Source organism: Bradyrhizobium sp. USDA 3364, from assembly GCF_054056355.1.
The window spans coordinates 5,523,913-5,537,782 of sequence record NZ_JBSRYG010000002.1; the positions used below are offsets into that span (position 1 = coordinate 5,523,913).

The 13,870-nt window shown below is 65.9% G+C and carries 8 protein-coding genes and 2 pseudogenes; 6 read left to right on the plus strand and 4 right to left on the minus strand.

Annotated elements, in window-relative coordinates:
- Window positions 1-79: 79 nt before the first annotated feature.
- Both ACVILL_RS26040 and otnC read right to left on the minus strand, forming a co-directional pair.
- Window positions 80-367 carry a hypothetical protein gene (locus tag ACVILL_RS26040; protein ID WP_456731647.1) on the minus strand — a complete coding sequence of 96 codons (288 nt, stop codon included), beginning with the start codon at window positions 365-367 and terminating at the stop codon, window positions 80-82.
- Between the two features lie 32 nt (window positions 368-399).
- Window positions 400-1,056 (minus strand): 3-oxo-tetronate 4-phosphate decarboxylase, encoded by a 657-nt coding sequence (gene otnC / locus ACVILL_RS26045; RefSeq protein ID WP_456731648.1) that lies wholly within the window; start codon window positions 1,054-1,056, stop codon window positions 400-402.
- Window positions 1,057-1,239: 183 nt separating this feature from the next.
- Between otnC and ltnD the strand changes: the two genes are divergently transcribed.
- The 6 genes and pseudogenes from ltnD (at window position 1,240) to ACVILL_RS26075 (ending at window position 10,836) form a co-directional block, all read left to right on the plus strand.
- Window positions 1,240-2,151: an L-threonate dehydrogenase gene (gene ltnD / locus ACVILL_RS26050; protein WP_456731649.1), complete on the plus strand. Its 912-nt coding sequence runs from the start codon at window positions 1,240-1,242 to the stop codon at window positions 2,149-2,151.
- Between the two features lie 12 nt (window positions 2,152-2,163).
- A complete protein-coding gene (gene otnI / locus ACVILL_RS26055) occupies window positions 2,164-2,946 on the plus strand; it encodes a 2-oxo-tetronate isomerase (RefSeq protein ID WP_456731650.1) in 783 nt (260 codons plus the stop codon).
- Window positions 2,943-4,220, plus strand: a complete 1,278-nt coding sequence (gene otnK, locus ACVILL_RS26060) for a 3-oxo-tetronate kinase (RefSeq protein WP_456731651.1) — start codon at window positions 2,943-2,945, stop codon at window positions 4,218-4,220. Before otnI ends, otnK begins: the two co-directional genes overlap by 4 nt.
- A 170-nt stretch (window positions 4,221-4,390) precedes the next feature.
- The gene (locus tag ACVILL_RS26065; RefSeq protein WP_456731652.1) at window positions 4,391-6,082 is read left to right on the plus strand and encodes a methyl-accepting chemotaxis protein; all 1,692 of its coding nucleotides are present in this window, start codon (window positions 4,391-4,393) and stop codon (window positions 6,080-6,082) included.
- A gap of 383 nt (window positions 6,083-6,465) precedes the next feature.
- A pseudogene (locus ACVILL_RS26070) lies at window positions 6,466-9,647 on the plus strand (efflux RND transporter permease subunit).
- A complete protein-coding gene (locus tag ACVILL_RS26075) occupies window positions 9,634-10,836 on the plus strand; it encodes an efflux RND transporter periplasmic adaptor subunit (RefSeq protein ID WP_456731653.1) in 1,203 nt (400 codons plus the stop codon). Before ACVILL_RS26070 ends, ACVILL_RS26075 begins: the two are co-directional and overlap by 14 nt.
- Window positions 10,837-10,941: 105 nt before the next feature.
- Here the strand turns inward: ACVILL_RS26075 and ACVILL_RS26080 are convergent.
- Together ACVILL_RS26080 and ACVILL_RS26085 are read right to left on the minus strand one after the other, a co-directional pair.
- A pseudogene (locus ACVILL_RS26080) lies at window positions 10,942-12,457 on the minus strand (acetyl-CoA acetyltransferase).
- A gap of 149 nt (window positions 12,458-12,606) precedes the next feature.
- Entirely contained in the window at window positions 12,607-13,740 is a 1,134-nt protein-coding gene (locus ACVILL_RS26085) for a nitronate monooxygenase (RefSeq protein WP_456731654.1), read from the minus strand.
- Window positions 13,741-13,870 lie beyond the last annotated feature (130 nt).

Consider the following 13,870-nt stretch of genomic DNA (forward strand, 5'->3'; position numbering starts at 1 on the left):
TCTACTCGGGGAAAGATGGATTGCTTCGTCGCTTCGCTCCTCGCAATGACGGCGAGGATAGTGCTCCGCAACCCGCAGCCTACTTGTTCTCTTGCTTGCTCTCGTCGATCTTTTCGACCTTGGCGGCGAGGTCGGGCACGCGGCTGACGCGATAGGTCGCGTTGCTGCAGGTCAGCGTCCAGGCCTCGTTGTCGGGCTTGGAGAGCTTGTCGTCCCGCTCGGCCTTGAGCGGCTTGTCGCAGGGATAGCCCTGCGCGCGCAGCTGGGTTGCCAGCATGCCTTGCAAGGTCTCTTCGGTCCGTGCGTCCGATGCCGCAAGGCCGACGGCGAACGGTGCCGCTAACGCCAAGCCCGTGAACTTCATCATGACTGTCCTCCGCATACGATCCTCCGCTTGATCTAGTGAGGGTGGTCCGGCAGCACGAGCCCGAATGTCCTGGTCAAATCCGCCACCTGTTCGGGCGAGAGATAGCGCGGGTTCAGGCCGCGCAGCAGCAGATAGAGTTTGGCGGTTTCCTCCAGCTCCTCGGTCGCGAACACCGCCGCTTCCAGCGTGTCGCCGGAGACGACCGGTCCGTGGTTGGCGAGCAGCACCGATGAATATCTGCCGGCCAGCCCCCTGATCGCGTCGGCGACGGCGGGGTCGCCGGGGCGATAATAGGGCACCAGCGCGGTCTGGCCGCACTTCATGACGTAATAGGCCGTCATCGCCGGCAGCACGGCGCGCGGATCGATCTCGGGCAGCATCGAGAGCGCGACCGAATGGGTGGAGTGGAGGTGTACCACGGCGCCGGCGCTCGCGCGCGACTGGTAGAGTGCGGTGTGCAGCGGCACTTCCTTGGTCGGGGCATCGCCGGAGACCAGCCGGCCGTTGCCGTCAAGCCGCGACATTTTCGCCGGATCGAGGAAGCCGAGCGAGGCGTTGGTCGGCGTCACCAGCCAGCCGCCATCGTGGAGCCGGACGCTGATATTGCCCGAGGAGCCCGGGGTTAGCCCGCGCTCGAACAGCGAGCGGCCGAAGCGGCAGATGTCTTCACGAAGCTTTGTTTCGCTCATCCGGTTTCGCTCTTGGCGCCATCCGTTTTCAGCCTTCCCGGCGCCATTCGTTCTCAGCTTTGTCTCATGCTTTGGCAGCGCGGCCAAGCCGTGATAGGCAAGCAGCAACGCGCATGACCGGGAAGGGTGAAAGCCGGTTTTCCGAAAATGCTCAAACAACCAAAAATGTTCAGGGATCGCCTCATGTCCAGTTCCGCAACACCACAGGTCGCCGTCATCGGGCTGGGCTCGATGGGATACGGCATGGCGACCTCGCTCAAGCGCGCCGGCTTAGGGGTGACCGGCTGCGACGTTTCCGCCGATGCGGTCGCGCGCTTCGTGGCTGATGGCGGCAAGGGCGCGAAAACGCCGGCCGAGGCGGCACGGGATGCCGACATTGTCGTCAGCGTCGTCGTCAATGCGGCGCAGACCGAGGCGATCCTGTTCGGCAAGGACGGCGCCGCCGAGACGCTGGCGAAGGACGCGGTCTTCATTTCCTCGGCAACGATGGATCCCGAGATCGCGCGGCGTCTCGCAAAACAGCTCGAGGCGACCGGCCGGCATTATCTCGACGCCCCGATCTCCGGCGGTGCCCAGCGCGCCGCGCAGGGCGAATTGACCATACTCGCGTCCGGCAGTGCGCCGGCCTTTGCCAAGGCGCGGCCGGCGCTGGATGCGATGGCGGCCAAACTCTACGAGCTCGGCGATGCCGCAGGGCAGGGCGCCGCGTTCAAGATGATCAATCAATTGCTGGCCGGCGTGCATATCGCGGCCGCCTCGGAGGCGATCGCCTTTGCCGCCAAGCAGGGCCTCGACATCAGGAAGGTCTATGAAGTGATCACGGCCTCCGCCGGCAATTCCTGGATGTTCGAGAACCGCATGCCGCGCGTGCTCGACGGCGACTATGCGCCGCGCAGCGCGGTCGAGATTTTCGTGAAAGACCTCGGCATCATCCAGGACATGGCGCGCAATGCGCGCTTCCCGGTGCCGGTCTCGGCCGCGGCGCTGCAGATGTTCCTGATGACCGCGGCCGCCGGCATGGGCCGCGACGACGATGCGTCGGTGGCGCGGATGTATGCCCAGGTCACCGGCACCAAGCTTCCCGGCGCGAAATAAGAGGATCCAGCAATGCCCCGCTTTGCCGCCAACCTCACCATGATGTTCAACGAGGTCCCGTTCCTCGACCGCTTCGATGCGGCGGCGAAGGCGGGCTTCACCGCGGTCGAGTTCCTGTTTCCCTACGACCATCCGGCCGAGGAGGTCGGCAGGCGGCTGAAGGGCGCCGGGCTGACGCAGGCGCTGTTCAACCTGCCGCCCGGCGACTGGAACGCCGGCGAAAAGGGCTTTGCCGCGCTGCCGGATCGCTTCGCCGATTTGCAAGCGAGCCTGAAGACCGCGCTGCCCTACGCCCAAGCGACCGGCGTCACGCGGGTACACCTGATGGCGGGGATCGCCGACCGCAGTGACCCCAAGGCGGTCGCGGCGTTCCGCAAGTCGGTCGCCCATGCCGCCGAGTTTTTCGCGCCGCACGGCCTCGACGTCGTGATCGAGCCGATCAATCCGCGCAACGTGCCCGGCTACTTCCTCAACGACTTCATCTTCGCGCGCGACCTGATCAACGAGCTGAAGATTCCGAACCTCAAGCTGCAGTTCGACATCTATCACTGCCAGATCATCCATGGCGATGTCACGATGCGGCTGCGCGAGATGATGCCGATCATCGGCCACATCCAGATCGCCTCGATCCCTTCGCGCAACGAGCCCGACGGCGAGGAGCTGAACTATCCGTTCCTGTTCGGCGAACTCGACCGGCTCGGCTATGGCGGCTTCGTCGGCTGCGAATACAATCCGCGCGGCAAGACCACCGATGGTCTTGCCTGGTTCAGGCCCTATGCCGGAGCAAAATCGTGACGCTGGCCCTTGGCTGCATCGCCGACGACTATACCGGCGCCTCCGACCTCGCCAACACGCTGACCCGCGCCGGCCTGCGCACGGTGCAGACCATCGGCGTGCCCGCGGACGATCTCGCGCTGCCCGAGGTCGACGCCGTCGTGGTGTCGCTGAAGAGCCGCTCGATCGAGGCCGGCCTTGCGGTGACGCGCTCGCGCGCCGCGGAGGCCTGGCTGCGCGGCCGCGGGGCCAAGCATATCCTGTTCAAGATCTGCTCGACCTTCGATTCCACCGACGCCGGCAATATCGGCCCGGTGATGGACGCGTTGCGCGCCGACTCCAAGGACGCCATCGTGCTGGTGACGCCGGCGTTCCCGGAAACCGGCCGCACCGTCTATCAGGGCAATCTGTTCGTCGGCTCGGTGCCGCTGAACGAGAGCCCGTTGAAGGACCATCCGCTCAACCCGATGCATGATTCCAACCTGGTCCGGGTGCTGGCGCGCCAGAGCAAGACCAAGGTCGGCCTGGTCGATCTCGCAACGCTCGCCCGCGGTGCGGAGGCGGTGCGCGCCAGGCTGGCCGAACTCGCGCAGGGCGGCATCGGCGCCGCCATCATCGACGCGGTGTTCGACCGCGACCTCGAGACCATCGGGCAGGTGGCGCTGGATCACCGGCTTTCGGTCGGCGCTTCCGGCATCGGGCTTGGATTGGCGCGGGCGCTGGCCGCCGCGGGCAACGCCAAGCCGGGTGCAACGGATGCGGTGCTCGGGACGCCGGTCGGCGGCCCGGCTGCCTGCCTCGCCGGCAGTTGTTCGCAGGCGACCCTGCGGCAGATCGCCAGCGCCGAGAAGGTGATGCCGGTGCTGCACCTCGATCCCGAACGGGTGATCGCCGGCAAGGACGAAGCGCAGCGTGCGCTCGCCTGGGCCAAGGATCGGCTCGGGAGGGGGCCGGTCCTGATCGCGAGCAGCTCGACTCCGGATGAGGTCGCAGCTCTGCAATCCCGTCATGGTCGTGATGCGGCCGGGCATGCCATCGAACAAGCGATGGCAGACATCGCGGATGGTCTGGTGCAGTCGGGCGTGCACAGGCTGGTGGTCGCCGGTGGTGAAACGTCAGGCGCCGTCGTCGATCGCCTGCGCATCCCGGGATTTTTGGTCGGAGCGGAAATCGCCGCGGGCGTGCCGGTCCTGCGCGCGGTCGGCGCCGCGAGAGGCGAGATGGTGCTTGCCCTCAAATCAGGCAATTTCGGCGGTCCGGAGTTCTTCTCGGATGCGCTCGCATTGATGCCCTGATGCGCCTGTTGCGCGTCATGTCACTGTGGTGAAGGGCATCTCCGTAGTTCAACGGGGAACTAAATTAACCCTACTTAAGGAGGGGGGCTGGCTTTGATGTCTGTGGCGTCCCGCCGCGCCCCCAGCCATTCGATCGGACCTCGCGAGCCCGATATCCAAGAGACCCCACGATGTTCGCCAAATACTCGATCCGCGCCAAGATCATTGCCGTGGTTGCGTTCCTGCTTGTCGCGCTGACCGGCATGGGTCTGCTGGCGGTCATGAATTTGCGATCGATCAATGCCAACACCGTCGACATCACGACAAGCTGGCTGCCGAGCGTGCGTGCGCTCGGGGATCTGCGCGCCGGCGTCATCACCTACCGCAACGTGATCCGCGAACACATGCTGTCCGAGACGCTGGAGGACAAGCTGGCGCAGGAAAAGACCCTCGCGACTGTGGTCGAAGCCAACCTCAAGGCCCGTGCGGCCTATGAGCCGCTGATCAACTCCCCAGAGGAGCGCGCGCTCTACAATCAGTGGGTCGACGCCTGGACCCGCTACAAGAAGGGCACCGAGGAGGTGATGGCGCTTTCGCGAAGGGACGCCGGCAAGATTCCGCGCGAAGCGCATGAGCTGAACGCGAAGACGGTGAACAAGATCGGCCTCGAGTCCGATGATATCCTGCGCAAGGACATCGACCTCAACAATACCGGTGCCGACAAGGCGGCGCAGGACGCCGCAAACAGCTACGCATCGACCGTCATGCTGCTTGCGATGATCCTTGGCGCCGCCATCATCGTCGGCGTCGGCGTCAGCTTCCTGATGATCCGCGACGTCTCTGCCGGCATTGCCTCGATCGTCAACCCGATGCAGGCGCTCGGCCGCGGCGACCTCACTGCAGTCGTCCCGCATCAGGGCGAGAAGACCGAGATCGGCGCGATGGCTGATACGCTGCAGGTGTTCAAGGAAGCCCTGGTCGCCAAGAAGGCGGCCGATGAGGCCGCCGCTGCCGATGCCGAAGCCAAGATCGAGCGCGGCCGCCGGGTCGACACCATCACCCGCAATTTCGAGCAGATGATCGGCGAGATCGTGCAGACCGTGTCGTCGGCCTCGACCCAGCTCGAAGCCTCGGCCTCTACGCTGTCGTCGACCGCAAGGCGTTCGCAGGAGTTGACCACCTCGGTTGCGGCGGCGTCCGAGGAGGCCTCGACCAACGTGCAGTCGGTGGCGTCGGCGACCGAGGAGCTGTCGTCGTCGGTGACCGAGATCAGCCGCCAGGTCCAGGAGTCCGCACGGATGGCCGGCGACGCCGTCGGCCAGGCGCGCACCACCAACGATCGCGTCAGCGAGCTGTCGAAGGCCGCCGCCCGGATCGGCGACGTGGTCGAGCTGATCAACACCATCGCAGGCCAGACCAATCTGCTGGCGCTGAACGCCACCATCGAGGCGGCGCGCGCCGGCGAGGCCGGCCGCGGCTTCGCGGTCGTGGCGTCCGAGGTGAAGGCGCTGGCCGAGCAGACCGCAAAGGCGACCGGGGAGATCGGCCAGCAGATCGCCGGCATTCAGACCGCGACCCAGGAGTCGGTCGGGGCGATCAAGGAGATCTCGTCGACCATCGAGCGGCTGTCGGAGATCTCGTCCACCATCGCCGCCGCGGTCGAGGAGCAGGGCGCGGCGACGCAGGAGATTTCCCGCAACGTGCAACAGGCGGCGCAGGGCACCCAGCAGGTTTCGGCCAACATCACCGACGTGCAGCACGGCGCCAGCGAGACCGGCTCGGCGTCGACCCAGGTGCTGTCGGCGGCGCAGTCGCTCTCGGGCGACAGCAACCGCCTCAAGCTCGAGGTCGGCAAGTTCCTCGAGGCCGTGCGCGCGGCCTGACGCTGGCGGCGTTCGAACGGCCCGCATTGTCTCGGGCAACGAAACAGCAACGTGGTGGGCCGGCCGGCTCACCACGTTTTGCATTTTTGCAGAGCTGCGATGCGTTAGCGTCGCGTCAGTCGAAATGGCGTCCTCGGCTTGCCCGCATTCGCAGCAGAGCTGTCTCTTTTTGACGATGATCCGAGCGCGTCCCGCGGCGGTGCAGCTGGCACGGCCGACCGGCGCGCGCGTCGCTTCAACGGACTATGCCAAGGAAGTGAAGGCCGCGGCGGCTCCGCGGGTTGGCGTTTTGCCCGCCATCGGGTAAATCGGCCGCTGCGGAACGGCTTTTGCAATGTCGATTCCTCTGCCTGGGCGGGCTTCATTTCGGGAATGCTTGTTTTATGATCGCACTGGTCCGTATCGCGCTGAGCCGGCCATATACTTTCGTCGTGCTCGCGATCCTGCTGCTGATTATCGGACCGCTGGCGGCGCTGCGCACGCCGACCGACATCTTTCCCGAAATTCGCATCCCTGTGATCGGTGTGGCCTGGTCCTACACTGGCCTGCCTCCCGACCAGATGTCCGGGCGTATCACGACACCGTTCGAGCGGACGCTGACCACGACGGTCAACGACATCGAGCACATCGTTGCAAACTCCTATAACGGCATCGGCATCGTCAAGATTTTCTTCCAGCCGAACGTCGACATCCGCACCGCCAACGCGCAGGTCACGGCGATTGCCCAGACCCTGCTGAAGCAATTGCCGCCGGGCGCGACTCCACCGCTGATCCTCAACTACAGCGCCTCGACGGTTCCGATCATTCAGGTCGCGCTGTCGGGCGAAGGCCTCACAGAGCAGAACCTCGCCGACATCGGCATCAACCAGCTGCGCACGCCGCTGGTCACGGTGCCCGGCGCCGCGATCCCTTATCCGTATGGCGGCAAGCAGCGCCAGGTCCAGATCGACCTCAATTCGACCGCGCTGCAGGCGCGCGGCCTGTCGGGGCAGGACGTCGCCAATGCGCTCGCCGCGCAGAACCTGATCACGCCGGTCGGTACCCAGAAGATCGGCAATTTCGAATACACCATCAATCTGAACAACTCGCCGCTCCGTATCGAGGAGCTCGGCGACCTGCCGATCAAGACCGTCAACGGCGCGATGGTCTATGTGCGCGACGTCGCCACCGTCCGCGACGGCAACCCGCCGCAGACCAACATCGTCCATGTCGACGGTAATCGCTCGGTGCTGATGATGGTGCTGAAGGCCGGCGCGGTTTCGACGCTCGATATCATCGCCGGCATCAAGCAGAAGGTGATCGACGTCAAGGACCAGCTGCCGGACGCGCTCAAGATCGGCTTCGTCGGCGACCAGTCGGTGTTCGTCCGCGGCGCGATCACCGGCGTCGCCTTCGAGGGCGTGATCGCGGCGCTTCTGACCAGCGTCATGATCCTGCTGTTCCTCGGCAGCTGGCGCTCGACCGTCATCATCGCGGTCTCGATCCCGCTGTCGTCGTGCTCGGCGCCATCATCATGCTGTCCTTGATCGGCGAGACGCTCAACATCATGACGCTCGGCGGCCTCGCGCTCGCGGTCGGCATCCTGGTCGACGACGCCACGGTGACGATCGAGAACATCAACTACCATCTCGAGCAGGGCAAGCCGGTCGAGCAGTCGATCCTCGACGGCGCCAACCAGATCGTGACGCCGGCCTTCGTCTCGCTGCTCTGTATCTGCATCGTGTTCGTGCCGATGTTCTTCCTCTCGGGCGTCGCGCGCTTCCTGTTCGTGCCGATGGCCGAAGCGGTGATGTTCGCGATGATCTGGTCGTTCATCCTGTCGCGCACCCTGGTGCCGACGATGGCGAACTATCTGTTGCAGCCGCATGTCCATCACGAAGGCGCGCCGCCGAAGTCGCGCAATCCCTTCGTCTGGTTCCAGCGCGGCTTCGAGGCCCGGTTCGAGCGCATCCGCAGCGGCTATCGCGGGCTGCTCGATATGGCGCTCGGCCATCGCAAGGTGTTCGTCGGCGGCTTCCTCGCGGTCGTGGCCGCGTCGTTCCTGCTGGTGCCGTTCCTCGGCCGCAACTTCTTCCCCGCGGTCGACGCCGGCAACATCCTGATGCATGTCCGCACCCAGGTCGGCACCCGCGTCGAGGAGACCGCCAACCAGATGGCGGATGTCCAGAAGGCGATCCGCAAGCTGATCCCGGGCGAGATCGACACCATGACCGACAACATCGGCATGCCGATCTCCAGCATCAACCTGACCTACAACAACACCGGCGTGATCGGCCCGCAGGATGCCGACATCCAGATCAAGCTGAAGGAAGGCCACAAGCCGACCGAGGAGCATGTGCGCACGCTGCGTGAGCAGTTGCCGCGGCTGTTCCCGGGCACCAGCTTCTCCTTCCTGCCGGCCGATATCGTCAGCCAGATCCTGAACTTCGGCGCGCCGGCGCCGATCGATCTGCAGATCCGCGGCGCAAATCTCGAGGCCAACTACGCCTATGCCAACAAGCTGCTGGCGAAGATCAAGCGCATTCCCGGCATCGCCGACGCGCGGATCCAGCAGTCGCCGAACAACCCGACCTTCAACATCGACGTCGACCGCACCCGCGCACAATATGTCGGCCTGACCGAGCGCGACGTCACCAACGCGCTTGTGGTCAATCTCGCCGGCTCGTCGCAGGTCGCGCCGACCTACTATCTCAATCCCGACAACGGCGTGTCGTATTCGATCGTGATGCAGACGCCGCAATACCAGATCGACTCGCTGAGCGCGTTGCAGACCCTGCCGATCACCGCGACCGGCAACACCCAGGCGCCGATCCTCGGCGGCATCGCCGACATCAAGCGCGCGACCTCGAGCGCGGTGGTGTCGCAATACGACATCCAGTCGCTGGTGCAGATCTACGCGACGACGCAGGGCCGCGATCTCGGTGGCGTCGCAACCGACGTGCGGCAATTGATCGCCGACACCGCCAAGGAGGTGCCGAAGGGCTCGTCCGTGGTGCTGCTCGGCCAGGTGCAGACCATGAACTCGGCCTTCACCGGCCTGCTGTTCGGTCTGCTCGGCGCGGTCGTCCTGATCTACTTCCTGATCGTGGTGAACTTCCAGTCTTGGTCGGACCCGTTCGTGATCATCACGGCACTGCCCGCCGCGCTTGCCGGCATCATCTGGATGCTGTTCACGACCGAGACCACGCTGTCGGTTCCGGCGCTCACCGGCGCCATCATGTGCATGGGCGTCGCGACCGCCAACAGCGTGCTGGTGATCAGCTTCGCCCGCGAGCGCTATGAGGAGCTCGGCGACCCCGTCGCGGCCGCCCTGGAGGCCGGCTTCGTCCGGTTCCGCCCGGTGCTGATGACCGCGCTCGCCATGATCATCGGCATGGCGCCGATGGCGCTGGGGCTTGGCGAGGGCGGCGAGCAGAACGCCCCGCTCGGCCGGGCCGTGATCGGTGGCCTGATCTTCGCCACCTTTGCGACGCTGATGTTTGTTCCCGTGGTATTCAGTATGGTACACAAGAAGCAAGGCGCCAAAGCCGCCGCCTCATCGGAGATTCCGCATGCAGCCCACTGAACAGCGCCCGCCGGTGTCCCGCCGGAGATTGGGCATATTCGGCGTGGTTGCACTGGTCGGTGCCGGTCTGATCGTCGGCACCGGCATCCGCGCCCGCGAGGAGCAGGACACCAAGCTGAAGGAATGGACCGACGACCAGGCCATTCCGACCGTTGCGGTGGCGCTGCCGAGCGCCAAGGCGCTGAGCCCGACCATCGACCTGCCGGGCCGGCTCGAGGCCTATTCCCGCGCCCCGATCTATGCCCGGGTGTCCGGCTATCTGAAGAACTGGGACGCCGACATCGGCGCCCGCGTCAAGGCCGGCCAGGTCATCGCCGAGATCGAGGCGCCCGACCTTGACCAGCAATTGCTGCAGGCGCGCGCCGACCTCGCCAGCGCCCAGGCCTCGGCCAAGCTCTCCGAGGCGACGCTGAACCGGCGCAAGACGCTGGTGGCCTCGAACTTCGTCTCGGCGCAGGAGATTGACGAGCGCACCGCCGACCTCTCCAACAAGAACGGTGCGGTCAGGGCCGGCCAGGCCAATGTCGAGCGGCTGGAAGCGCTCGCCGGCTACAAGAAGATCACGGCCCCGTTCGACGGCGTGGTGACTTCGCGCGACACCGACGTCGGCGCGCTGATCAACGCCGGCGGCAACTCGGGTCCCGCGATGTTCACGGTCTCCGACATCACCAAGCTGCGCGTCTACGTCAACGTGCCGCAGAACTACGTGCCGGCGATCAAGATGGGCGCCAAGGCCGCGCTGACCTTGCCGGACTATCCGAACCGCACCTTCCAGGCGACGGTGGAGGCTTCCTCGCAGGCGGTCGATGTCGCCTCCGGCACGACGCGGATGCAACTCGGGCTCGACAATTCCTCTGGCGAACTGATGCCGGGCAGCTATGCCAGCGTGAAGCTCAATCTGCAGCGCGATTCCACGCCGCTCAGCATTCCCGCCAGCGCGCTGATCTTCAACGGCAACGGCCTGCGGGTCGCGACCGTCGGCCCTGACGACAAGGTGTTGTTCAAGACCGTGAAGATCGGCCGCGACCTCGGCAAGGAGATCGAGATCGCCTCGGGCCTCGCCCCCGACGACCGCATCATCACCGCCCCGCCGGATGGACTGGCCGATGGCGATCATGTGCGCGTGGTCGGAGTCGGCGCCAAGGGCAAGCCGACGACGGCCTCCGAAAAGCAGGACGTGAAGGGGTAGGTCTTTACTAGCCCGGATGGAGCGAAGCGAAATCCGGGGCAGACCTATCAGTGGATGGAGTGCCCCCGGATTGCGCTGCGCTCCATCCGGGCTACGCGATCGCCCTTACCCCACCCGCCATTCCAGCATGCCGTCGCCGGCGGTGACGATGTCGCCCGTGGTGCCGACCGGCGTGCGGTCGAGGTTCTGCAGATAGGCCAAGGTCGCCGTATCGCTCGCCGGGATACGGCCGAGCGTACGGGCGGCCGTCTTCGGTGCGCAGCATGGTGACGCCATGCTCGACCTCGCCATTGGCGCGATAGATCACGGTGAAGGCCTCGACCTTGCCTTTGCCCGTTGCTTCGGCCGTGAAGTCGGGCACGTTGCGCCTGTTGCGGTCGGCCTCCGCCTGCACGGAAGTGTCCTGCTTCAGCACGGCTTGCGGCGCCGCGCGCGACAGCACGAGGCCATGGTGCTTGGTGACGAAGCCGCCCTGGCCGTAGAGCAGGCCGAGCGTGCCGCCGCTGCGCAGCTTGCGTACCATCGCGCAGGCCGAATGCGTCATGTAGGTGTTGAGCGGCGCGCCGAAGAACGTCAGACCCCCCGTCACGGTTGGCTGCACGTCCGGCCCAAGGCCGAGCGTCCGGCGCGCCATCTTCGGCACGCAGGGGAAGCAGCTATAGAGCTCGATCGCGTCGAACTTCTTGCCGTCGCCGCCGACGAGATCCATCACCGCCTTCAGCACCGCGGTCTGAGCGTGGCTCTCGACGAACTGGTCGCGGATCAGATAGTCGCGCGGCTCTTCTGCCGAGGCGCCGCCGAGCGGATAGATCAGCTTCTCCTCCGGCACGCCGGCCGCGCGCGCCTTGGCGAGGCTGGTCAGGATCAGCGCGCCGCCCATGTTCACCGTCGGGTTCGCCACCATCAGTTTGGTGTACGGCCAGGCGATCATCCGGTTATCCGGCGTCGCGGTGGTGATCTCGTCGCCGGTGAATTTCTTCTTCAGCCAGGAGTTCGGATTGTCGGCGGCGACGCGCGCATAGGTCGACCACAGGTCGCCGGATTCCGTCAGCGCCTCGCGCGGGGTCTGGCCCCAATGCGCCGAGGTTGCGGACTCATAGAGCGGATAGACCGTGATCGGCCGGAACACGCCGAGCGTCACGGCCATCGGCTTCTGGAACGCGGCGCCGCGCTTCGGCTCCTCGACGTCATGCGCGAACGGCGTCCACGGCAACTCGACGCCGGCGCGCTGCGCCTTGGTCGCGGTCGACTGCGCCTCCGCGCCGCAGACCGCCGCGACGCTGCATTCGCCGCGCGCGATGCGCTGCGCCGCCTCGTGCAAATAGCGGATCGGGCTCTCGCCGCCGACCGGGCCGTAATAGAGATGTGCAGGCGCAATGCCGAGCCGCGCGGCGAGCTGCTTCTCCGGATCGCGATAGCGCCAGCTCAGGAAGTTGACGACGTCGAGCGACTGCACGTCGGAAAGCAGCTTTGCGCCACTATCCGCCTCGGCGCGCTTCAGCGCCTCCACCAGCAGCGTGAGCGGCTCGAGGCCGGCTGCGATGTCCTTTGGACGATCGACGATCTCGCCGACGCCGACGATGACGGGAATGCGGTCTTCGGGAATTTGAGATGTGGTCATTTTTTCTTGCTTCACTTTCTAGGTCTTCACCACGCCGTCGCCCTTCGAGGCCTCCGCTGCGCTACGGCACCTCAGGGTGACGGCTACGGGCACACCGTCATCCTGAGGAGCGGCCACTTGGCCGCGTCTCGAAGGATGGGCCACGTGTACTACTCCGCCACCAGCGTATTCATGTGCTCGACGGCCTCGACGAACTCTTCCTTGAACTCCTGCACCACGGCGCCGGCGGACTTCACGCTGTCGACCAGGCCGACGCCCTGGCCGACGAAATAGCTGACGAGATCGCGCGCCTTCTCGTTGCCGGCAGCGGCCGCGCGGTCGATGGCGTGGAAGGCGTCGCGGCTGATGATACTTTGCAGCGGCATCGGCAGCGCGCCGGGGCACTCCGGCGAGCGGTCCCAGGCGTCGGTCCACACCGAGCGGAGCTGCCGCGCCGGTTTGCCGGTGCGGCCCTTGGAGCGGATGGCGTCGCGCGAGGAGGCCGCGATCATCTTCTCGCGGAAGATCTCCGAGGTCTCCGACTCCACCGTGGCGAGCCACACCGAGCCGGTCCAGGCGCCGGCCGCGCCCATCGCCATGCAGGCCGCCATCTGGCTTCCGGTCATGATGCCGCCGGCGGCGAGCACCGGCACGTCGCGGATCTTCCTGATCGCCTTGATCACCTCGGGCACCAGCACCATGGTCGAGACCTCGCCGCAATGGCCGCCGGCCTCGGTGCCCTGCGCGACCAGGATGTCGACGCCGGCCGCGACCTGGCGCAGCGCATGCTCCTTGGAGCCGACCAATGCGGCGACCGGCACGCCGTGCTTGCGGCCCATCTCGATCATCGGCCTCGGCGGCACGCCGAGCGCGTTGGCAATCAGCCTGATCGGATGGCGGAACGAGACCTCGAGCAATTCGAGCGCGGTTTCTGCGTCGAACGGCTGCGGCTGGTTGTCGGCGACACTCTCGGTCGTGAGCTCGATGTTGTATTTCTTCAGGAGATTGCGGGTGAAATCGCGATGTTCCTGCGAGACGCGCTTCTCGAGGCTCTTCCAGGTGACGTTCTTCTCACCGGCGGTCGAGATGTTCTCGGGGATCAGCACGTCGATGCCGTAGGGCTTGCCGTCGACGTGATCGTCGATCCATTTCAGTTCCTGCTCCAGCGTCTCCGGCAGATACCGGGTCGCGCCGAGCACGCCGAAGCCGCCGGCGCGGCTGACCGCCGCCACCACGTCGCGGCAATGGCTGAAAGCGAGCAGGGGGAATTCGATCCCCAGCATGTCGCAGATCGGTGATTTCATGGATTGGTTTTCTCCCGGCGGCTGCTTCTTGTGCTTGTTGGCATCAGCCCCTGCAACGCTAGCGCATCACGGTCAGCGAAGCCAAGCGGGTTTCGGCCGCGGCGATCTTGCGTGCAGACGCTGCTTGGCA